We start from the raw sequence: 21,168 nt of genomic DNA, 5'->3' as shown, positions 1-21,168 counted from the left end.
CGTGGCGCCGGGTGGGCACTCGGCATTCAGTGCGTGGCTGTGATGCTATAAAAATGATAGCTTCTGGCGCTTATTCAACAAGCGGTAGCGGCATTTTTGATTGAAAAAAGAAGGCTCAGGCCTGGAAGAAGAAGTGCCACGCCAGCGCCAGCACGCAGCCCGCGCCGCCCAGCGCGCCCAGCCGGCGAGCCCACTGCAGGCTGGCGGTGGGCCACTGGTTCATGGCCAGCACCAGCAGCCAGCCCAGCACCATCCAGGCGGCGACCACCAGGGCGACCCCTGCCGCCAGCCCCGCCGCTGCAGTCGCGGTCAGCACCTGCAGCACGACGGTGGCCAGTGCCACGGCCCAGGCGCGGCGGGGTGCGGGACTGCCGTCGCCCCACGCGCGGGTGGGCACGCTGCGCGCCCAGCAGGTCAGGGCCATCAGCGAAGCGACTGCGGCGCACAGGCCGGTGAATTCGTTCATGCAGCCTCCGGGGGGTGAGGGTCCGCCGCTGGGGCTGGTGGGTGCGGCGCGTTACTGCCCGTCCGCCGCCAGCGCAGTGCCCGCCGCGCGCGCAGCAGCAGTGGGGCCCCGGCTGCCACTGCGCACAGTGCACACGCCACCGCCCATTGCACCAGCCCGGCCTTGGCCGCCAGGCCGCCATAGGCCAGCGCGGCCACCGCCCACAGCAGCACGGTGGTGCGCGGCGCCCAGTGGCGCAGCGTGGCGGCGGGCAGGGCGATGAAGAAGGCGAGCAGCAGGCCCAGCATGCCGGACGAGCGCGCGGGTTCGGTGGCCACGATGTGGGCCAGGCGGAAAGACTCCACGGCCAGCAGGCCGCTCAGCCAGAAGGGCAGATGCGCCGGCACCACAAGGCGGCCCCAGCCGCGCGGGTGCCAGCGCGAACGGGGAGCGACAGGGTGCGCTGCCGGGCCCGATGTGGCCACTGTGGCGTGGCGCGCTGCCTTGCGCCGGTGGGCCTGCACCCGCGGCGGCCCGATGAAGGCGGCGATGCCCGCAAACGCCAAGCCCACGGCGAGCAGGCTGGCGCACATGCCCACCGCGTGCGCGCTGCCCAGCGCCAGGCCCACGACGCCGGCGATGGCCAGCATGGCACCCGCACCGCCCAGCGCCACGCGCCACAGCGCGAGCGTGCGCAGCGTCCATGCGGCCATGCCCGACATCAGCAGCCACGCGCCGATGAGCACCCACGTCGCCCATACCGGCCGTTGCGCCAGCGAAGGCAGGCCGGAAGGCCCCCATAAATGCACGAACACCGCCACGACGAGCGCGGCGGGCGTGGTGGCGTGCAGGGCCAGGAAGAAGCGTTGCATGGTCAAGGAGAAAAACGAATGGGGGGCCTGGAGGTGGACATGGGAGTGGATGGGCCTCGCAAAGACGGGCTTTCAATCATTCAATACCGTTCGGGCTGAGCCTGTCGAAGTCTGGCGCGGCGCTTCCGCAGGCCCAGCGTGACCGGTTCAATGACCATCAACTCGCCGCAGCGATGCCGCCGCCTGCGGCCTCGGCCTCGCGCCGGCGTTGCTGGCGAGCGTCGAGCCAGATCAAGGTACCCGAGATCGACAGGAACGCGGGCGTCATGCCCAGCAAGAAATACAGCCACTTGAGCGCCAGCCCGCCGAAGTCGCCAAAGTGCAGCGGCTCCATGAGGCCATTGACCAGCGACCAGAAGCCCGCCGTGCGCGGGTCGTGCACCTTCCTGGGCACGCCGGTGGCGGCGTTGATGTCCACCCGCGCGGTGCTGGCCAGGTGGTCGCTCAGGTTGCCGGTGAAGCCCGCCTCAGCGGTATCAGTCCCCCAGCGGCGCATCGACACGTAGCGCGCCTCCAGCCCCGGCACGGCCTGCTGCGCGGTGGCGTACAGGGCATCGAGCGACTGCATCTGCACGGGCTCTGCGGCATCGCCCGCGGCCTTGCGCGCAGGCTTGGGGGCTTTGGCGGCATCGGTGCCGCTGGTGTTGCTGTTGGCGGTGCTTACGTATTTGTAGCCCTGCTCGAACAGCGGCGCCAGGCCCATCCACGCGCCTGTGGTGGCGATCAGGATGTGAAAGAACAAACCCCAGATGCCCGCGGACTTGTGCAGGTCGGACATCACCACGCGAAAGCTGCGGCCCCAGCGCTGGGTGAAGAGCTCGGCCAGGATCTTGCGGTGGATGACGATGCCCGTGACGATCAGCACCAGCATGGCCGCGCCGAGAAAGCCCACGATCCACCGCGGCCCGAAGAACAAAAACACGTGCAGCATGCGCAGGTACTGGCCGAGCTGGCTGTCCACCGGGCCCACCACCGCGCCCGTGTCCGAGCGCAGTGCCACCTTGGTCCGCGTGCTGGCCGGCGCTCCGCGCTCGCGCACGAAGGCGAAGTAGCTCGGGTTGACCGCATCGGGCAGCGCGATTGTCTCCACCGTGGCGCCGGGGTAGCGGGTGTGCAACTGCGTCAGCACCACGTCGAGCGACGCGGGTTTGTCAGAGCGTGGCAACTGCGCCAGCGACGGGTTGGCCCACAGGTCGATCTCGTTCTTGAACACCACCACCGCGCCCGAGAAGCACACGATGAACAGCAGCAGCCCCGTGACGATGCCCGCCCAGGAGTGCAGCACGAAAAGGCGGTTCAGGGTGCGCTGGCTGGTCATGGTCGGCTGGCGGTGGCGGAGTGATGGCGCTGCGGTCAGAAGAAATACGTCACGCCCAGGTTGAAGCTGCGCGGCAACGCGGGCGAGACCACGTTGGCATTGATCGCGCCGTCGTAGTACGCCTTGTTGAACACGTTCTTCACGCCGGCCGTCACGCGGTAGTTGTCGCCCGCGTAGCTGATGGACGCATCGGCCACCACATACGACGGCAGCGTGAACGGGTAGGAGCCGATCTGCTCGCTGACATAGCGCCCGCCCATGCCCAGCGTGATGCGCTGGACCTTTGGCAGCTTGTAGGTGGCCCAGGCCGTGAGCGTGTGGCGCGGCGTGAGGTTCAGCGGCAGGCCCACGATGGCGGCGTTGTTGTCGCGCGTGACCTTGGTCTGTGTGTAGGTGTAGGCGCTGGTCAGCTTCCAGCCGTTCTTCATGTCTGCGCCCAGTTCCACCTCGAGGCCGCGCGCACGCTGCTGGCCGGTCTGCACGCTGAAGCCGGTGTTTGCCAGGTCGGCCGTGGTCACGTTTTCGCGCACCAGGTCGAAGACGGCGAGGGCGCCGGTGAGCTGGCCATTGGGCGACTCGTATTTCACGCCGGCTTCCCACTGCTTGCCGGTCTCGGGCACGAAAGGCGAGCCTGCAAACGTCAGGCCCGACTGGGGCAGAAAGGATTCGCCGTAGCTGCCGTACGCGGCCCAGCCGGGCTTGAACTCATACACCAGGCCGGCGGACAGCGTGGTGGCACTGTCCTTCTGGCGCGTCTGCGTGTTGGCCACGCGGTTGTCGGTGTCGTTGGTGGACCAGTCGCGGCGCAGGCCCACCAGGGCCGTCCAGCCCTGGCCGAACTTGATCTGGTCCTGCGCATACAAACCGGCCACGGTGAGCTTGGCGGGCGCGTCGCTGGTCAGCGCCGTGGGGCAGACGGCCTGCATGCCGTAGACGGGCGCGAACAAATCCAGCGCGCCGATGCGGCAGGTGCGGCTGGCCAGCAGGCTGTGGCCGCTGCGCACGTCCAGGCCCGTGACGATCTGGTGCTTGGCGCCCAGCGCCTCGAAGCGCGTGAGCAGCGAGGTGTCGGTGGCCAGCAGGTCGTAGTCCATGTACTGGCGCGAGGCCTGGCGGTTCTGCAGCCGCTGGTTGGCCTGCAGCGCCTGGTTGGAGACGAAGTTGCCCGTGCCCTTCTCGGTCTCGTAGCGCACGTTCTGGCGGAAGGTCATCGCGTCGGACACCTTGTGCTCCAGCGCATAGCCCAGCGTGGTGCTCTCCACGTCGTACACGCCGAACGCAGGGTCGCCGGTGAACATCGTGCGGGACAGCGTGCCGTTGCGGTTGGGCAGCAGCGTGCCGTACGGCGTGATGCCCTGCTGGCGCATCCACTCGCTGCGGCTGTAGGTGGCAAACAGCACCAGGTCGGTCTGCGCGCCCAGGTCGACGGAGAGCGACGGCGCGAACCACCGGTCCTTGCGGTAGACGAACTGCGTCGGGTCGTCGGCGTTGGACACCTGCGCATTGATGCGCAGCGCCGTCTTGCCCGATTCGGACAGCGGCTTGTTCACGTCGGCCTGCAGCGTGCGCTGGCCGAAGCTGCCCACCTCGACGCCCACCTCGTTCAGCGCGTCCTTCTTGGGCCGCTTGCTCACCGCGTTGACGATGCCGCCGGGCTGCACCTGACCGTACAGCACCGACGCCGAACCCTTGAGCACCTCGAAGCGCTCGTAGCCGTAGGGCTGCAGCTTGGCCCACATGCCGGGGCTTTGCACCAGGCCGTCGACCAGGATGGATTCGGTGGAGCGAAAGCCGCGGATGTTGATGTCGTCGAACCCCCGGCGCCCGAAGTTGACGGGGCTCACGCCCGCCACGGTCTGCAGCGCCTGCTGCACGTTCACGATCTGGCGCGACTCCATTTGCTCGCGCGTGACCACGCTCACCGACTGCGGAGTCTCCAGCCGGCGCATGGGCGCCTTGCCGGCGGTTTGGGCCTCGACCGGGGCAAAGCCCATGTCCTTTTCGGTGCTGGCGTTGATGCGGACTTCTTGCAGCTGGGGGGCGGTAGCGTTGGGGGAGGCGGCCTCTGGAGCTGCAGGGGCCGTCTGCTGCGCGGCGGCGGCCTGGGCCAGGCACAAGGCCAGCGGCGTCAATGCGAGGATAGCGGCCTGCCGCGGGCGCGCGCGCGATGCCCGCGGCGAAGTAGACACAGCCGCAGCGTGCGGAAGCTGAAAAGACATGGGGATCCCGTTGGTGTGAGCGGAAAAACGAAAGGTGCTGGCTCACATCACTGGGTCGGGACGTCGGCTTGCTGTCGGATGCTGATTGTAATGCGAATAGTTCTTGTTTGATAAGGCGGCACAGGGGAGGGATGTGCTGGGATGAGCGCTTGACGGCGTTTTTTAATGCAGAAGCAGTTTGCTGCAAATGTTTCGGATGTGGCACACATTCCAACGAATTGCAGCGCTAAAAGAGCGGTTCCGGCCGATACCATCGCGGGCTTTGCAAACGCACCGAGCGAGGGCGAGCTGGCTGCATTACTGCACGCTCAGTGCAGCCCAGGTGTCTGCTGTGCATCCACTTCCCAAAACCTTTCCGACATGACGCAAACGACAAGGCGCGATATCACCGCCAACGAGGCCCTTCCGTTGATCAAGGAGGCTGCGACCTGGAAAGGAACCGCCTATTCGCTGCGGGGCTCTTCGTCCGTCAAAGGAGTGGCCGCGGACTGCAGCGGGACAACCTTCCTTATCTACCGCGCGGCAGGCTTTCCTTACGACTATCAGCCTTCGGGTACCTTTCCCACCTATGCGCGGCAGTCGGGGCTGTTTCGCCTGCTGGCGTCCGATGAGCCGATGCAGGTGGGCGATGTGCTGTCCTGGCCGAACCACATGGCGATCTATGCAGGCTCCGCACTCCAGAAGGAAGACGCCACCACCGCGCGCGTCAACGCCAGCGGCAGGAGCTGGACGCAGCAAAACGACATCTTCACCGCCACCCGCCCGAACGGACCGGCCTACATGCCTGCATCCTTGCGGTACTGGCGGCCCGACCCTCCGAAGGTCTACCGCTACCAGACCACTGCGCCATGACCGTTGCAATTCATGAGCGTTCGTCGCGGCTGCGCGCCGCTGCCCGCTGTGCCGCAGCGGTCATCGGCAGCCTGTGTCTGGGCCACGCCGCCATGGCCGACGACACCAGCGAGGGAGTCGCCCCCCGCATGCTCTCTGCACCGCAGGATTCATCGCCACGCAGCGTGATCGCCCGCAGCGCGGTGCGCATGGAGGGGGGTGAAGTGACCGTCTCGCTGACGGCTCAACCCACACGGCCAGCGCCAGCGCAGTGGGTGATTCAAGGCCCGCTGTACGGCTGGCTGGGGGATTCGGAAACGTACCCGGACCGCCATTTTCCCGAGCTGCGTGTTCTCAGCGCGGGGCAGCCTGTTCCCCTGACGGAATCCGTCAAGGCAGTGGCAGGCAAAGGCGCCGTGGATGTTTCTACCCTGCTGCAACAGGCCGGCATCAACCCCTGGCTGATCGCCGACACGCCCCCGTTCGTCCCCACCGAAGGCATCTCTGCCGACCTGCTCGCTCAACTGGTCCGCGCAGGTGCTGTGGGCACCTCGGGCACCGACCACCTCGCCCAGTGGCGCGCGCAGCGCACGCTGGGCGTTGCCGTGTCACCGGGCCAGACGCTGGACATCCGCTACCGGCTGCGCCCCGGGTACGCCCTGATGACGCAGCAGGCGCTGGCAAAAGCCAACCTGCGCCAGCGCTACTGCCTGGCGGACGCGCCATTGCGCGCGCTGGGCACACGGTTCGGCCGCTCTGCCCAGTTCATCGCCAAGCGCTACGAGATTGCCGTGGGCGCACAAGACCGCACTCCACCGCCGGTGCGCCTGACCGTGCAGCCGCAGCCAGGGGTCGCGCTGGTGGCAGCCTGCACACGGGGCCATGCGCGTCCCGCTGGCGTGGGCGGTTGGACCGATGTCGAGGTTGTGCCGGATCAGCGTGCGGTGCTGCATGTGTTGACGCTGGAGCCTGCTGGCCGTTGATTCTTTAGCGTCCGAACCCTGCCATGGGCGCTGTGCTATTTGAACGGAGCCTTTCCATGCAGCCCCAAAAGCTGCTGGACCAAGATCGCATTTTTACTTCGGGAGATTTCTATGGAACCCGCTCGTGGGGTTTGCAGCGCGTGCGGACGGCTAGCGCTCGAAGAGACTCTGAAGGCGGCCCAGGGTGTCTGCATGTCTTGCGTCAGGGAGGCAACCGACAAGACCCTCACCGAGTTGCATGACGCTCTCTGCCGGAAGTTTGGGGATCTCTACCTCTCAAATCCTCTGCTCCTTCCGCGCAACAAGAACACAGCTTATCGGGATAGGGCGCTGTGCATCTCCTTGGGCGTTGCGCAGGCCTTGGATGAAATGAGTCTTGCAACTGTGAGCTTGGTCACGAGGTATCGAGAGAAGCCCGAGCACTTTTACCTCTCCGACATGGATCTTAAAGACTCGGGGCAGATGTTTATGCGGGCGAATTTCCGTCAGTGGTTGGCCAAAACGGACCGCTGGAAGCCAGAGTCACGCACGACAGACCGTTTCAAAAAAAGCCTCTCCGAAGACTTCAAAGCTTTTCAGAAAACGCTATCTGCATAGTCGGTGGAATGGATCCCAGCCAGACCCATCTCAAACCACACCCATTCTCCGTATGCGGCGCGCAGAACTCTGACTGCACCAGTTGCCAAAGCGCAATGCTTGGCGATATGAATTTTCGGTGATCAGGGCTAGGGCTTGTTTTCATCCAATTTTTGAATGCTGGCAGGCACTTCACCACCATCCCTACTTTCCGCCGCGCCATACCCCGGATACGCGCCACCCGCAGCATCCAACGCCGCGCTCTCCTGCCGCTCCCTCGCCATTTGCTCCGCGAACTGGTTGCGCCCTTCGCGCGCCACGGCGATGAACTTGGCGCGGTCTTTGTGGTGGGGGTACATGCGGTCGGCCAGCGCGATGTTGTGGGCGCGAAAGCGCTGGGCGATGGCGGTGGCTTCGGCGGGTTTCAGGCCCATCAGTTCCAGCACGGTGTGCGCGCTTTGCAGGCTGGACTCGAACAGCTCGCGCTGCACCAGCGTGACGCCTGCGTCGCGCAGCTTGTTCCAGTGGGTGACGTCGCGGGCGCGGGCCACGATCTGCAGGTGGGGGAAGTGCTCGCGTGCGAGCTTGGCGATCTTGAGGGATTGCTCGGCGTCGTCCACCGCCACCACCAGGATGCGGGCGTGCTCGGCGCCCGCGATGCGCAGCAGGTCCAGGCGCGTGGCGTCACCGTAGAACACGCGGTAGCCGAAGGTGCGCGCCACTTCCAGCATCTCCACGCTGTGGTCCAGGACTGTGGTGCGAAAGCCCTGGGCCAGCAGCACGCGCGAGACGATCTGCCCGTAGCGCCCGAAGCCCGCGATGATGATGGGCGCCTCTTGCGGCTCGGAGATTTCCTCGGCCGCGGGGGCCTTGACGTGTGCGTAGCGGCGCAGCAGCGCCCGGTCGAGCACCACCAGCAGCAGCGGGCTGATCAGCATCGACAGCGCCACCGCGCCGATCAGCAGCGATGCGGTCTCGGCCGGGAACACGCTGGCACCGGCGGCGGCCTGGAACACCACGAAAGCGAACTCGCCGCCCTGGGCCAGCAGCAGCGTGAACACCGGGCGCTCCTGGTAGGGGATGTTGACGAGCTTGGCCAGGGTGTAGATGACGATCGCCTTGGCTGCGAGAAAGCCGACCAGGATGGCGGCCATGAGGCCGGGCGAGCGCAGGATCACGCCGAAGTCGATGCTCATCCCCACGGCGATGAAGAACAGCCCGAGCAGCAGGCCCTTGAAGGGCTCGATGTCGGCTTCGAGCTCGCGCCGGTACTCGCTGTCGGCCAGCAGCACGCCGGCCAGAAAGGCGCCCAGCGCCATCGACAGGCCCACCATCACCATCAGGTAAGCGATGCCCACCACCAGCAGCAGCGCAGCGGCGGTGAAGATCTCGGGCGTGTTGCTCTTGGCGATCCAGCGCAGCACGGGGCGCAGCAGCAGGCGCCCGCCCAGGATGATGGCGGCGATCACGCCCACGATCTTGAGCACCTCCAGCGCCATCTCGCCCGGCGTGTGGCCCGCGCCGTCGCCCGCAGCGGCGCCCAGCACCGGCAGCAGCGCCAGGATGGGGATGGCCGCCACGTCCTGGAACAGCAGGATGGAGAAGCCCGCTTGCCCGCTCTGGGTGCGCATGAGGTTGCGCTCGGCCAGCGACTGCAGCGCGATGGCGGTGGATGACAAGGCCAGGCCCAGGGCGCCCACCAGGCTCACGCGCCAGGGCAGTCCGGCAAGGGCACCCAGCGCAAACAGCACGGCCGCACAGCCCAGCACCTGCGCGGAGCCCGTGCCGAAGATGGGGCGGCGCAGCGCCCACAGGCGGCTCGGTTGCAGCTCCAGCCCGACGAGGAACAGCATCAACACCACGCCGAATTCAGCGAAGTGCAGGATGTCCTGCACGTTGCTCACCAGCCCCAGGCCCCAGGGCCCGATGGCGATGCCCGCCGCCAGGTAGCCGATGATGGCCCCGAGGCCCAGCGCCTTGGCAATGGGCACGGCCAGCACCGCGGCGGTGAGGTACAGGAAGCCGTAGGTGAGCCAGGTGGGGGCGTGTTCCATGTCTGAATAAAGGCTGGGGCGACGGCCAAAGCCGTGGCCTGTTCAAGGTGTGGGGGAGCGTGTGCGGAACATACGAGCGGGCCTGTGCGGGGCTTGAGGCCGCACGTCCGCATGCCCGTGCTAAAGGCGTACGGATGGCATGGATTTTGGCACCGCTGAGGCCGCGCGGCAGCGGGTGTGCCGTGTTTACTGCACCAGCCTGACGTGGTTGCGCGGCAGTCCACCGGCGTGCTTCTTTTTTGATAGCTGCTTGCGCTGGGTGGCTGAGCGCGAGCGGCTGTTTTTGCCTGCGTCAAGCCGCCAGGCAGGCCGCGTTGCTAAGATGCGGGCCCCTCTTGGCTTTCTCTTGGTGTGACCTCATGGACTTGCAGACCTGGCTGGCGTTTTTTGCGGCATCGTGCCTGATAGCGGTGTCGCCGGGCTCCGGCGCCGTGCTGTCGATGAGCCACGGCCTGTCGTACGGCGTGCGCAAGACGGGCGCCACCATCCTGGGCCTGCAGCTGGGGCTGCTGCTGATCTTGCTGGTCGCAGGCGCGGGTGTGGGCTCGCTGCTGCTGGCGTCCGAGGTGGCCTTCAGCATCGTGAAGGTGCTGGGCGCCTGCTACCTGATCTACGTCGGCTTCAACCAATGGCGCGCGGGCGATGCGTCGCCCGTGCAGGGCGACGAGGCCGCGTCGGCGGGCACCTGGCAAAAGCGCTGCCTGACAGGCTTTTTGACCAATGCCACCAACCCCAAGGGCATCATCTTCATGGTGGCCGTGCTGCCACAGTTCATGACCGACACCCGCCCGCTGTGGACGCAACTGCTGGTGATGGCCGCCACCACGCTGACGGTGGACGTGGTGGTGATGCACGGCTACGCTTTCGGGGCCAGCGCGCTGCGCCGCCTCATGCGCAGCGCGCGGGCCGTGCGCACGCAGAACCGGGTGTTCGGCGGGCTGCTGATGGCGGTGGGTGCGGGGCTGTTCTTTGTGAAGCGGGGCGGGCAGCACGCCTGAGGGCGGACCGTCCCAGGTGGCTGCAGCGCCGCCGTGCAGGTGGTCTGTGCGGTCCGTGCGGTCTGCACGGTTTTGCTCTGAATTTAATAGCTGCTAGCGCCTATCCATCAAGCGGTAGGGCACGATTTGGCTTGAAGTTTTCATGAACCCAAAGATTCGAAGGAGCTCGCCATGCCAGTGATCGTTGTCGCCAATCCCAAGGGCGGCGTGGGCAAGTCCACGCTGTCCACCAACATCGCGGGCTACTTTGCGAGCCAGGGGCACCCCGTGATCCTGGGCGACACGGACCGGCAGGAGTCCGCCAAACTGTGGCTGGGCCTGCGGCCTCCGGCCGCACGCACCATCGGCGCCTGGGATGCCAGCTCGGACGTGATCAGCCGCCCGCCCAAGGGCACGACGCACGCCGTGCTGGACACGCCTGCCGGCCTGCATGGCTGGCGGCTGAACGACGTGCTCAAGCTGGCCGACAAGGTCATCGTGCCGCTGCAGCCCAGCGTGTTCGACATCTTCGCCACGCGCAGCTTCCTGGACCAGTTGGCCGAGCACCGCCACGCAGCGGGTGTGCCAGTGGGCATCGTGGGCATGCGGGTGGATGGGCGCACCAAGGCGGCCGAGCAGTTGCACCACTTCGTGGACAACCTCGGGTTTCCGGTCCTGGGCTATCTGCGCGACACGCAGAACTATGTGCACCTGGCGGCGCACGGCCTCACGCTGTTCGACGTGGCGCCGGGCCGCGTGGCGCGCGATCTGGAGCAATGGCAAGGCATCCGCACCTGGCTCGACGCATGACGGACGCGGTTTTGAAGGACGCTGTGAAACAAGAAATCCTGCGGGAAAACACCTGCTGTCCCGCGCCAGACAAGGCGCGCCCGGGTGCGGCGCTACATTGGGGCGATGAAAATCTTTCGCTCCTACTCCGAAGTCAGCGCCAGCGTCGGCCAGGAGGTCGCCGTGACCGACTGGATCACCATCACGCAGGAACAGGTCAACCTGTTCGCCCAGGCCACGGGCGACCACCAGTGGATCCATGTGGACCCCGAGCGTGCGAAGGCCGGGCCGTTCGGCGCGCCGATCGCGCACGGGTTTCTCACGCTGTCGCTGATCCCGCAGTTCTTCGAGACGGGCCTGGCCATCGAGGGCTCGCGCATGGGCGTGAACTACGGGCTCAACAAGGTGCGCTTCACCGCGCCGGTGCCGGTGGGCAGCCGCCTGCGTGCGCGCCTGACGCTGCAGGCCGCCGAGCCCGTGGCGCCCGATGGCATGCAGATGACGTGGCTGGTGACCGTGGAGCGCGAGGGCAGCGACAAGCCGGTGTGCGTGGCGGAATCGCTGGCGCGCAACTTCGGCGCTCCGGCGTAGAAGGACAACCCCCTGAGCGGCTGTGCCGCTTCCCCCTTCTCTCGAATGGCTGCGCCATTCGGGAAGGGGGACACCGCCAGCGCACGCAAGGGAAGCGCCGCTGCTCAGCTTGGGCGGCCCTTGCGCGGCGGTCGCTGGCCTGGATCGCGCGTGTTCCACGGACTGCGCTCTCGTTAGACGCTCGTGTTTTTAGGCAGGAGGCTTGAACCATGGACCGCCTGCAAGCCATGAAAGTCTTCGAGCGCGTGGTGGAGGAGGGCGGCTTTGCCGCCGCCGCCCGCGCCATGGACATGTCGCCCCCGGTGGTCACCCGCATGGTGGCCGAGCTGGAGCAGCACCTGGGCACGCGCCTGCTGCAGCGCACGACGCGCAAGCTGGCGCTCACCGACGCGGGGGAGTCGTACCTGCAGCGCGTGCACACCATCCTGCACGAGATCGATGACGCCGAAGCCGCGGCCGCCGCCAGCACGCGCGACCTGCGCGGCACGATCCGCATCGTGGCAGCGCCCGTGCTGGCCAGCAATTTCCTCGCGCCCATGGTGGCGCTGTGGCATGCCCACTACCCCAAGCTGATGCTGGACATCAGCATCGACGCTTTCGCGATGGCGCGCGTGGACGAGTTCGATGTGACCATCATGGTCGCGGGCGAGGACTTCGACGCCAACATCGTGGCGCGGCCCCTGCTGCAGGGCGAAGCGATCGTGGTCGCATCGCCCGACTACCTGGAGCGCCGCGGCATTCCGCGCGAACCGCAGGACCTGGTGCACCACGACCACCTGCGCGACTCGGGCATGGCCGCGCGCTCGCAAGCGGGGCCCGGGCGCAAGCTGCGCCTGCAGTCGCTCAGCGGCAAGCAGCCCGCGCAGGAAATCGACATGCCCGCGGTGCTGCAGTCCGTGAGCACCGAGCTGCTGCTGCGCGCCGCCGTGGACGGTGCCGGCGTGGCCGTCACTTCGCGCCTGCTGGCGGAAGAGCACCTCGCACGGGGCGAGCTGGTGCACATCCTGCCCGCGTGGATCTTCTCGCGCTACACCGTCTACGCTGCGTTGCCCTCGGGCCGCATGCTGCCGGCACGCACCAAGGTGTTTCTGGATTTCCTCAGCGAGCAGGTGCCGCTGGCGATGGCGGAGCAGCAGCGCCAGAAGAGCTAGGGACCCTCTGCACGAACCATCGCGCCGTGTGCATCTGCGGTCTCGGGCGGCCTGCGGCGTTGCCAATACTCGCAATGGCTATGGCTACGGCTATGGCTATGGCTATGGCTATGGCTATGGCTATGGCTATGGCTATGGCTATGGCTATGGCTATGGCTATGGCTATGGCTATGGCTATGGCTATGGCTATGGCTATGGCTATGGCTATGGCTATGGCTGCGTTTTGCGCCTTGCACTCCATCCCGATCCGCAGCGCACACGTGGCAGCTCGATGCGTGCAAAGGATCCCTAGGTCCTGACTGGGATGGGTTGGACCGGGCGAGGCAGGGCAGGCAAGGCAGCCAGGCAAGGCGTTTTGCCTGCCTTGTTCACACTCCAACGTGCCGGGTAATGCGTGGTGCCATTACCGTGCTGGTGCGGCCTGTCTTGAGCCCAGGCAGTGCAGTCCGGGCGCTTTGCCGCAAGCGAAGCCGGCCTGGATCAGCTCAGCTGCGCAAAGCCGCTGATGATCGTACCTTCAGGTTCCACTTCGATGCCGCCATCGGGCATGGCGAAGCTGTTCTGGCGCCACGCCTCGAACACGGTCACCGCCACCGCGTTGGACAGGTTCAGGCTGCGCTGGCCCGCCACCATGGGCAGGCGCAGGCGCTGGGCGGGCGGGAAGCTGTCGCGCAGCTCGGGCGGCAGGCCGCGCGTCTCGGCGCCGAAGACCAGCCAGTCGCCCAGGAAGAACGGGGTGGAGTGCACCGGCTGCGAGCCGTGCGTGGTCATGGCGAACATGCGCGCCGGGTCCGGCTGCGCGTCGCGCAGGAAGGCGGTCCACCCGGCGTGGCATTGCACCTGGGCGTATTCGTGGTAATCCAGCCCGGCACGGCGCATCTGCCGGTCGTCCATCGAGAACCCCAGGGGTTCGATCAGATGGAGCGTGCAGCCCGTGTTGGCCGCCAGGCGAATCACATTCCCCGTGTTGGGCGGGATCTCGGGCTCGACGAGGACGATATGGAACATAGGCCCCTATTGTCATCGTCGCAAGTGTGAGTTGAGCAACCGCTGGTAATCAAAAGTATCCCGTCAGTCGGCCCCGGTGCGGGCCAGCACGATGGCCGTGACGTGCGCCGCGCCGGCTTCGCGCAGGGCTTGTGTGGCGGCATGCAGGGTCGCTCCGGTGGTCATCACGTCGTCCAGCAGCACGACGCGCTGGCCCTGCAGGCGGGCGGCGCGTGCCGGTTCCACCGCAAAGGCGCCGTGGAGGTTGCGCAGGCGCTGCGCGCGCGGCAGGCTGCTCTGGGCTTCGGTGGCATGGATGCGCAGCAGGGTGAGCGCGTCGGCCTTGGCGCCAGCCAGTTGCCGCGCCAGCAGTGCCGACTGGTTGAAGCCCCGCTCGCGCAGGCGGTCGGTGGACAACGGCACGGGCAGCACGCGGTCGGCGGCTTCGAGCGCGGGTTCGATCCAGGGCGTGCTGCGCATCAGTGTCGCCAGCGTGGCCGCCCACCCTGCATCGCCGCGGAACTTGAAGTCGCCCAGGATGTCCGCCCAGGGGTAGGCGTAGTCCACCGCGGCGATGCAGGCATCGAACAGCGGAGGGTGCAACGTGCAGGCCCCGCAGACGTCGACTCCGTCCGGCACGCGCAGGGCGCAGCGCTGGCAGCGTGCAGTCGGCTGGGCGAACCGCGCGGCGCAGGCATTGCACACCCTTTGCGACGGCCAGGCATGGCACACCGCGCACTGGCTGGGAATGTGGGCGGCCGAGGCGCGCGTGCGGCGGGAAATCCCTAGAAGGGCCTTGAAGAGCATGAATCAATATACTCGCGCGTCCCCGTGCACACCCCTCCATGTCTTCCGAGCGTCCCCCCACCATCGACCCCACCGCCGCAGCCCGCTGGCATGCGGCTGCGCCCGCCACATCGCCCTGGCTGCACGAAGAAGTGGCGCGCCGCATGGAAGACCGCCTGCAGTGGATACGCAAGCCCCCCGAATCCTGGTGCCACTGGGACGCCCTGCGCGGCGGCCTGCAGGGCCATGCGCTGGTGAGTGCCCGCTATCCCAAGGCACGTTGCCAGGTCTACGAAAGCGCGCCCCGGCTTGACGGCGCAGCGCAGCATTCCCTGGCCAAGCCCTGGTGGAGCCCCGCGCGCTGGGGTGCGGGCAGCCCGCAGTTCGGCATGCCGCCGGATGCAAGCGTGCAGATGCTGTGGGCCAACATGGCGCTGCACACCGCCGCCGACCCGCAGGCGCTGATCGGCCAGTGGCACCGTGCCCTGGCGGTGGACGGCTACCTGATGTTCTCGTGCCTGGGCCCGGACACCCTGCGCGAGCTGCATGCCGTCTACGCCGCACTGGGCTGGCCGCCGGCAGGCCATGCCTTCACGGACATGCACGACTGGGGCGACATGCTGGTGCACGCCGGCTTCGCCGAGCCCGTGATGGACATGGAGCGCATCCGGCTGACCTTTGCCACGCCCGAGCGGCTGGTGCAGGAGCTGCGCGAACTCGGCTGCAATCTGCATCCCGAGCGCTTCGGCGCGCTGCGCGGCCGGCGCTGGCGGGACCGCCTGTACGAGGCGCTGGCAGAGCGGCTGCCCGACCCGGCGGAAGGCGGGCAGCTGGCACTGACCTTCGAGATCATCTACGGCCACGCCTTCAAGCCCGCGCCCCGCCTGCGCGTGAGCGAGAGCAGCGCCGTGTCGCTGCAGGACATGCGCGCCATGCTGCGCCAGGGCAGCAAGGACGGTCACAACGGCGGGCCGCGCAACCCCTGACCGGGCAGGCCCGCACAGGGTTTTCCAGACTTGCTTTTCGAGAGTGTTGCGAACGCGGCGCACCCATATGGGGGTATGGCCTTCACTTGCAACAGCGTGTCAATGATGTGGAACAAGGCACGGTACAATTCAGGGTTATTGGGATTTCGGGCACATCCTCCCGCGCAACGTGGCGGCTGCGCATGCAGCACCGGTATTTTTGCTGGTGCGGCGGCAGTCGCCGGTCTTGTGAGCACCACCGGTGACAGGCTTGATCTTTCGTTTTGCCACTGTCTCGGGCCAGCGCATCGATTGGCGCCTGGCTCGCAACTGCTCGGTCACCCCCGCGCAGATGGGGTGGATGTACCTGTCGCTGTGTTCGGTATCACTGGGCATTGCGACTTTTTTCTGGATGCTCGGAGCCCGGCTGGTCATGCCGTTCGCATGGCTGGAGATAGTGGTTGTTGGATGGGCATTCGCCATGTACGGACGTCATGCGGCCGACGGCGAGAGGATTTCACTGCAGGGCTCGCGCCTGGTGGTGGAGCAGGAGACAGCAGGCAAGCTGAAACGCGCCGAATTCGACCGGCACTGGGTCCGTGTGGAACCCAAGACCGGCGACCGATCGCTGATCACCTTGTCTGGCCAAGGACGGTCGATAGACGTGGGGCGTTACGTGCGCCCCGAGCTTCGCCCGGCCCTGGCATCGGAGATCCGCATGGCCTTGCGCGCAGCCTGACCCCACGCAGGCGCACACAGGGGATTGGTTAAATTGAGGCTTAGAAGTAAGTGAGAACTATGAAGAGCATTTCCAACAAGCTGGCTTCTCTGCTGCTGATTGCCGGTGCATGGGTAGGTTCCGTAGCCCATGCCGTTCAGGACCTGCCTGGCGGCCCCGCAGTCAACCAGCTGAACCTGGCCCCGCCCGTCACCAAGATCGCAGAAGAGCAGCATTTCCTGCACTGGATGATGCTGATCATCTGCACGGTGATCTTCGTGGCAGTGTTCTCCGTGATGTTCTACTCGATCTGGAAACATCGCCGCTCCAAGGGTGCCAAGGCGGCCAACTTCCATGAGTCCGTCACTGTCGAAGTGGTCTGGACCATCGTCCCCTTCATCATCGTGATCCTGATGGCCCTGCCGGCGACCAAGGTGCTGGTGGCGCAAAAGGACACGACCAACGCCGACCTCACCATCAAGACCACGGGCTACCAGTGGAAGTGGGGCTACGACTACATCACCGGCGAAGGCGAGGGCCTGGCCTTCATCTCCACGCTGGACAGCAGCCACCGCGTGATGTCCGACAGCGGCAACGTCAAGGAAGCGCCCGCCAACTACCTGCTCAAGGTCGACAACCCGATGGTGGTGCCGGTCAACAAGAAGATCCGCATCATCACCACCGCCAACGACGTGATCCACGCGTTCATGGTGCCCGCCTTCGGCATCAAGCAGGATGCGATCCCTGGCTTCGTGCGCGACACCTGGTTCCGCGCCGAGAAGATCGGCGACTACTACGGCCAGTGCGCCGAGCTGTGCGGCAAGGAACACGCCTACATGCCCATCCACGTGAAGGTCGTCTCCGCCGAGGACTACACGGCGTGGGTGGCCGACCAGAAGAAGAAGGCCGCCGCCAAGCTGGACGACCCGACCAAGGTCTGGACGATGGACGACATCATGAAGCGCGGCGAGAAGGTGTATGCCGCCAACTGCGCAGCCTGCCACCAGGCCAACGGCAAGGGCGCCGGCCCCATCAAGCCACTGGACGGCTCGGCCATCGTGCTCGATGCCGACCACGCCAAGCAGATCCAGATCCTGCTCAAGGGCGCGGCCAATGGTGCGATGCCGTCCTGGGCGCAGCTCAGCGATACCGATATCGCCTCTGTGGTGACCTACACGAAGAACTCCTGGTCCAACAAGACCGGACAGCTGGTGCAGCCGGCTGAAATCGTGGCCCAGCGCGGCAAGTAATCATCGCCCTACGTATTGATTGAGGAATCCAACATGAGCGCAGTTCTCGACAACCACGGGCACGCTGGCGACCACGCACACGACGACCATGGCCACCATGGTCCCACCGGCTGGCGCCGCTGGGTGTTCGCTACCAACCACAAGGACATCGGTACGCTGTACCTGCTGTTCTCCTTCACCATGCTGATGGTGGGCGGCATCCTGGCCCTCTTGATCCGCGCCGAGCTGTTCCAGCCCGGCCTGCAGCTGGTCAATCCCGAGCTGTTCAACCAGCTCACCACCATGCACGGCCTGATCATGGTGTTCGGCGCCATCATGCCGGCCTTCGTGGGCTTTGCGAACTGGATGATCCCGCTGCAGATCGGCGCCTCCGACATGGCCTTCGCGCGCATGAACAACTTCAGCTTCTGGCTGATGATTCCTGCGGCGCTGATGCTCGTGAGCTCGTTCTTCATGCCCGGTGGCGCACCCGCTGCCGGCTGGACGCTGTACGCACCGCTGACGCTGCAGATGGGCCCCTCCATGGACGCTGGCATCTTCGCGATGCACATCCTGGGTGCCTCGTCCATCATGGGCTCGATCAACATCATCGTGACCATCCTGAACATGCGCGCCCCCGGCATGACGCTGATGAAGATGCCCATGTTCGCCTGGACCTGGCTCATCACCGCCTACCTGCTGATCGCCGTGATGCCCGTGCTGGCTGGCGCCATCACCATGACGCTGACGGACCGCCACTTCGGCACCAGCTTCTTCAACCCCGCCGGCGGCGGCGACCCGGTGATGTACCAGCACATCTTCTGGTTCTTCGGCCACCCCGAGGTGTACATCATGATCTTGCCGGCCTTCGGCATCATCAGCCAGATCGTGCCCGCGTTCGCCCGCAAGAAGCTGTTCGGCTACGCCTCCATGGTGTACGCCACCTCGTCGATCGCCATCCTGTCGTTCATCGTGTGGGCCCACCACATGTTCACGACCGGCATGCCTGTGACGGGCCAGCTGTTCTTCATGTATGCCACCATGCTGATCTCCGTGCCCACGGCCGTGAAGATCTTCAACTGGATCGCCACGATGTGGCGCGGCTCCATGACGTTCGAGACCCCCATGCTGTTCGCAGTGGGTTTCATCTTCGTGTTCACGATGGGTGGCTTCACGGGCCTGATCCTGGCCATGGCGCCCATCGACATCCAGCTGCAGGACACCTACTACGTGGTGGCCCACTTCCACTACGTGCTGGTGGCCGGCTCGCTGTTCTCCATGTTCGCTGGCGTCTACTACTGGCTGCCCAAGTGGACCGGCGTGATGTACTCCGAAAAGCGCGGCCAGATCCACTTCTGGGGCTCGCTGATCACCTTCAACATCACGTTCTTCCCGATGCACTTCCTGGGCCTGGCCGGCATGCCCCGCCGCTATGCCGACTACCCCATGCAGTTCGCAGACTTCAACGCCATCGCTTCGGTGGGCGCGTTCGGTTTCGGCCTGATGCAGGTGTACTTCTTCCTGGCCGTGGTGGTCCCCGCGATGCGCGGCAAGGGCGAAAAGGCCCCCGCCAAGCCCTGGGACGGAGCCGAAGGCCTGGAGTGGGAAGTGCCATCGCCTGCACCGTTCCACACCTTTGAAAACCCACCCAAGCTGGATGCCACGGCAACCCGCGTGATCGGTTGATGCCATGCCCATGACGCCCGAACAAAAGAAGAGCAACCTGCGGATGGCATTGATCCTTGCTTCCGTGGCCGTCGTCTTCTTCGTCGGGTTCATGGTCAAGGTCGTGCTGATGTCCCGCTGAACAACGCACCGACTGCCATGAGCCTGCACCGCGAAAACGCCAAGATGGTCGGCAAGCTGGTCGTGATCGCGGCCGGCATGTTCGCCTTCGGCTATGTGCTGATCCCCATCTACAAGCACATCTGCGAGATGACGGGCATCAACATCCTGTCGCTCTCCGAGCGTCAGGTGCCGGGCAACGGCGTGGCGGGCAAGGACGTGAAGGTGCCTGCCAACACGCAGGTGGACAAGACCCGCACCATCACCGTCGAGTTCGACGCCAATGCGCGCGGCCCCTGGGACTTCAAGCCCGCGCAGCGTTCGGTGCAGGTGCACCCTGGCGAGCTGACGACAGTGATGTACGAGTTCCAGAACATCCAGAACCGCCGCATGGCGGCTCAGGCCATCCCAAGCTATGCGCCCCGTCAGGCGGCAGCGCACTTCAACAAGCTCGAGTGCTTTTGCTTCAACCAGTACACGCTCGAGCCCGGTGAGAAGAAGGAGTGGCCGGTGGCCTTCGTGATCGACCCGCGCCTGTCCAAGGACGTGACCACGATCACGCTGTCCTACACCTTCTTCGAAGTCGGTGGCAAGACGCCTGCGGCACCCGAATCGACCGCAGCCGTGAGCCCTGTGTTGCCAGCCGCACTGGCGACGGGGGCCGGTTCATGAATGCGCCGGTGGAGCAACCCGCCGTGGCGGCGAAGCCGCACGAGCGCAAGGGCTCGCTGCTGCGCACGGTGCGCGCCGTGGCCTGGTCGCTGATCGGCCTGCGCAAGGGCAGCGAGTACCAGCAGGATGTGGAGAAGCTCAATCCGCTGCACATCATCGTGGTCGGCCTGGTGGCTGTCTTCCTGCTGGTGATCGGCTTGATCGGGCTGGTGAACTGGATCGTTTGAGTTGCGTGAATAAGTAGATGAATATTGGTCGAATCGGGTGGGGGACGACGTACTCCGAAGACAAGACCGAGACAAACAAAGATTTTGAGAGCCAGGAGCTGAAATGAGTGCATCGACCCACGGCGGAACCCCGTACTACTACGTGCCTGCAGAGTCTCGCCACCCGGTGATGGCGGCAGCTGGGCTGTTTTTCGTCATCCTGGGCGCAGGCCAATGGATCAACGGCCACGACTGGGGCAAGTATTCCCTGGCCCTGGGCATGGTGTGGTGGCTGTTCGTGCTGTACCAGTGGTTCGGCGACGCCGTGCGCGAGAGCCAGGGTGGCCTGTACGGCCACAAGATCGATATCTCCTACCGCTGGAGCATGAGCTGGTTCATCTTCTCCGAGGTGATGTTCTTCGGCGCGTTCTTCACGGCCCTGTGGTGGGCGCGCTCGCACTCGGTGCCCGCACTGGGCAGCCTGGACAACGCGCTGCTCTGGCCTGACTTCAAGGCCGTCTGGCCCAGCATCGCCGCGGGCGTCACGGCATCGCCCGCCGGCATCGTGGAGCCCTTCCAGACCGTCGGTCCCTTCTGGCTGCCCACGATCAACACCGCGCTGCTGCTGACCTCGGGCGTGACGCTGACCATCGCCCACCACGCACTGCGTGAAAACCACCGCGGCAAGACCATCGCCTTCATGTGGGCCACGGTGCTGCTGGGCTTCGTCTTCCTGTGCGTGCAGGGCTACGAGTACTACCACCTGTACACCGACCTGAACCTCAAGCTCAACTCGGGCGTGTTCGGCTCCACCTTCTTCATGTTGACCGGCTTCCACGGCTTCCACGTGTTCCTGGGCATGCTGATGCTGCTGGTGATCACGCTGCGCCTGCAAAAGGGCCATTTCACGGCCGACAAGCACTTCGGCTTCGAAGGCGCTGCCTGGTACTGGCACTTTGTGGACGTGGTCTGGCTGGGCCTGTACGTGCTGGTCTACTGGATGTAGGCAGAGCG

General features: G+C 66.0%; 23 protein-coding genes. 16 read left to right on the top strand and 7 right to left on the bottom strand.

Going from position 1 to position 21,168, the window contains the following annotated elements:
- Positions 1 to 115: 115 nt before the first annotated feature.
- The 4 genes from ACSQ3D_RS10705 to ACSQ3D_RS10690 form a co-directional block, all read right to left on the bottom strand.
- Entirely contained in the window at positions 116 to 466 is a 351-nt protein-coding gene (locus tag ACSQ3D_RS10705; RefSeq protein ID WP_436126861.1) for a hypothetical protein, read from the bottom strand.
- Positions 463 to 1,317 carry a hypothetical protein gene (locus ACSQ3D_RS10700; protein WP_436126860.1) on the bottom strand — a complete coding sequence of 285 codons (855 nt, stop codon included), beginning with the start codon at positions 1,315 to 1,317 and terminating at the stop codon, positions 463 to 465. The genes ACSQ3D_RS10705 and ACSQ3D_RS10700 overlap by 4 nt, the downstream gene beginning before the upstream one ends.
- Positions 1,318 to 1,474: 157 nt before the next feature.
- On the bottom strand, positions 1,475 to 2,635 hold the full coding sequence (locus tag ACSQ3D_RS10695) for a PepSY-associated TM helix domain-containing protein (RefSeq protein ID WP_436126859.1): 1,161 nt from the start codon (positions 2,633 to 2,635) through the stop codon (positions 1,475 to 1,477).
- 35 nt (positions 2,636 to 2,670) lie between these two features.
- Entirely contained in the window at positions 2,671 to 4,854 is a 2,184-nt protein-coding gene (locus tag ACSQ3D_RS10690) for a TonB-dependent siderophore receptor (protein ID WP_436126858.1), read from the bottom strand.
- A 165-nt stretch (positions 4,855 to 5,019) separates the two neighbouring features.
- Between ACSQ3D_RS10690 and ACSQ3D_RS10685 the strand changes: the two genes are divergently transcribed.
- The 3 genes from ACSQ3D_RS10685 to ACSQ3D_RS10675 all read left to right on the top strand — a co-directional run bounded on the left by ACSQ3D_RS10685 (position 5,020) and on the right by ACSQ3D_RS10675 (position 7,265).
- Positions 5,020 to 5,706: a hypothetical protein gene (locus ACSQ3D_RS10685; RefSeq protein ID WP_436126857.1), complete on the top strand. Its 687-nt coding sequence runs from the start codon at positions 5,020 to 5,022 to the stop codon at positions 5,704 to 5,706.
- Positions 5,703 to 6,668 (top strand): hypothetical protein, encoded by a 966-nt coding sequence (locus ACSQ3D_RS10680; protein ID WP_436126856.1) that lies wholly within the window; start codon positions 5,703 to 5,705, stop codon positions 6,666 to 6,668. The genes ACSQ3D_RS10685 and ACSQ3D_RS10680 overlap by 4 nt, the downstream gene beginning before the upstream one ends.
- A 111-nt stretch (positions 6,669 to 6,779) precedes the next feature.
- Entirely contained in the window at positions 6,780 to 7,265 is a 486-nt protein-coding gene (locus ACSQ3D_RS10675) for a hypothetical protein (protein WP_436126855.1), read from the top strand.
- A 128-nt stretch (positions 7,266 to 7,393) separates the two neighbouring features.
- Here the strand turns inward: ACSQ3D_RS10675 and kefC are convergent, their stop codons facing one another.
- A complete protein-coding gene (kefC, locus tag ACSQ3D_RS10670) occupies positions 7,394 to 9,298 on the bottom strand; it encodes a glutathione-regulated potassium-efflux system protein KefC (RefSeq protein WP_436126854.1) in 1,905 nt (634 codons plus the stop codon).
- Between the two features lie 359 nt (positions 9,299 to 9,657).
- On the opposite strand from kefC, the gene ACSQ3D_RS10665 reads away from it, so the two are divergent.
- The 5 genes from ACSQ3D_RS10665 to ACSQ3D_RS10645 all read left to right on the top strand — a co-directional run bounded on the left by ACSQ3D_RS10665 (position 9,658) and on the right by ACSQ3D_RS10645 (position 13,098).
- Positions 9,658 to 10,296: a LysE family transporter gene (locus ACSQ3D_RS10665; RefSeq protein WP_056417939.1), complete on the top strand. Its 639-nt coding sequence runs from the start codon at positions 9,658 to 9,660 to the stop codon at positions 10,294 to 10,296.
- Between the two features lie 171 nt (positions 10,297 to 10,467).
- The gene (locus ACSQ3D_RS10660; protein ID WP_436126853.1) at positions 10,468 to 11,085 is read left to right on the top strand and encodes an AAA family ATPase; all 618 of its coding nucleotides are present in this window, start codon (positions 10,468 to 10,470) and stop codon (positions 11,083 to 11,085) included.
- Positions 11,086 to 11,190: 105 nt separating this feature from the next.
- Positions 11,191 to 11,655 (top strand): MaoC family dehydratase, encoded by a 465-nt coding sequence (locus ACSQ3D_RS10655; protein WP_056417946.1) that lies wholly within the window; start codon positions 11,191 to 11,193, stop codon positions 11,653 to 11,655.
- A 209-nt stretch (positions 11,656 to 11,864) separates the two neighbouring features.
- Positions 11,865 to 12,806, top strand: a complete 942-nt coding sequence (locus ACSQ3D_RS10650; RefSeq protein WP_056417948.1) for a LysR family transcriptional regulator — start codon at positions 11,865 to 11,867, stop codon at positions 12,804 to 12,806.
- A 28-nt stretch (positions 12,807 to 12,834) separates the two neighbouring features.
- Positions 12,835 to 13,098 carry a hypothetical protein gene (locus ACSQ3D_RS10645; RefSeq protein ID WP_436126852.1) on the top strand — a complete coding sequence of 88 codons (264 nt, stop codon included), beginning with the start codon at positions 12,835 to 12,837 and terminating at the stop codon, positions 13,096 to 13,098.
- Positions 13,099 to 13,286: 188 nt separating this feature from the next.
- Here the strand turns inward: ACSQ3D_RS10645 and ACSQ3D_RS10640 are convergent, their stop codons facing one another.
- Both ACSQ3D_RS10640 and ACSQ3D_RS10635 read right to left on the bottom strand, forming a co-directional pair.
- Complete coding sequence (locus ACSQ3D_RS10640) at positions 13,287 to 13,814, bottom strand: tRNA (cytidine(34)-2'-O)-methyltransferase (RefSeq protein ID WP_396503838.1); 528 nt, start codon at positions 13,812 to 13,814, stop codon at positions 13,287 to 13,289.
- Positions 13,815 to 13,877: 63 nt separating this feature from the next.
- Positions 13,878 to 14,600 (bottom strand): ComF family protein, encoded by a 723-nt coding sequence (locus ACSQ3D_RS10635; RefSeq protein ID WP_436126851.1) that lies wholly within the window; start codon positions 14,598 to 14,600, stop codon positions 13,878 to 13,880.
- 38 nt (positions 14,601 to 14,638) lie between these two features.
- On the opposite strand from ACSQ3D_RS10635, the gene ACSQ3D_RS10630 reads away from it, so the two are divergent.
- The 8 genes from ACSQ3D_RS10630 (at position 14,639) to ACSQ3D_RS10595 (ending at position 21,160) form a co-directional block, all read left to right on the top strand.
- Positions 14,639 to 15,565, top strand: a complete 927-nt coding sequence (locus ACSQ3D_RS10630) for a biotin synthase (RefSeq protein ID WP_436126850.1) — start codon at positions 14,639 to 14,641, stop codon at positions 15,563 to 15,565.
- A gap of 241 nt (positions 15,566 to 15,806) precedes the next feature.
- Positions 15,807 to 16,283 (top strand): DUF2244 domain-containing protein, encoded by a 477-nt coding sequence (locus tag ACSQ3D_RS10625; protein ID WP_056417959.1) that lies wholly within the window; start codon positions 15,807 to 15,809, stop codon positions 16,281 to 16,283.
- 59 nt (positions 16,284 to 16,342) lie between these two features.
- Complete coding sequence (gene coxB / locus ACSQ3D_RS10620) at positions 16,343 to 17,512, top strand: cytochrome c oxidase subunit II (RefSeq protein ID WP_056417962.1); 1,170 nt, start codon at positions 16,343 to 16,345, stop codon at positions 17,510 to 17,512.
- 33 nt (positions 17,513 to 17,545) lie between these two features.
- On the top strand, positions 17,546 to 19,177 hold the full coding sequence (gene ctaD / locus ACSQ3D_RS10615) for a cytochrome c oxidase subunit I (protein WP_056167726.1): 1,632 nt from the start codon (positions 17,546 to 17,548) through the stop codon (positions 19,175 to 19,177).
- 10 nt (positions 19,178 to 19,187) lie between these two features.
- Positions 19,188 to 19,298 (top strand): cytochrome oxidase small assembly protein, encoded by a 111-nt coding sequence (locus ACSQ3D_RS10610; RefSeq protein WP_232727916.1) that lies wholly within the window; start codon positions 19,188 to 19,190, stop codon positions 19,296 to 19,298.
- 17 nt (positions 19,299 to 19,315) lie between these two features.
- Positions 19,316 to 19,948: a cytochrome c oxidase assembly protein gene (locus ACSQ3D_RS10605; protein WP_436126849.1), complete on the top strand. Its 633-nt coding sequence runs from the start codon at positions 19,316 to 19,318 to the stop codon at positions 19,946 to 19,948.
- Entirely contained in the window at positions 19,945 to 20,175 is a 231-nt protein-coding gene (locus ACSQ3D_RS10600; protein ID WP_056417968.1) for a DUF2970 domain-containing protein, read from the top strand. Before ACSQ3D_RS10605 ends, ACSQ3D_RS10600 begins: the two co-directional genes overlap by 4 nt.
- Before the next feature lie 103 nt (positions 20,176 to 20,278).
- Positions 20,279 to 21,160 (top strand): cytochrome c oxidase subunit 3, encoded by an 882-nt coding sequence (locus ACSQ3D_RS10595; RefSeq protein ID WP_056417971.1) that lies wholly within the window; start codon positions 20,279 to 20,281, stop codon positions 21,158 to 21,160.
- Positions 21,161 to 21,168: the final 8 nt, after the last annotated feature.

It is taken from the genome of Acidovorax sp. LjRoot117 (assembly GCF_964252695.1).
Taxonomy (GTDB): domain Bacteria; phylum Pseudomonadota; class Gammaproteobacteria; order Burkholderiales; family Burkholderiaceae_C; genus Acidovorax.
Note: the sequence above shows the minus strand (reverse complement) of the source record. Positions and strands in the feature narration are given on the sequence as shown.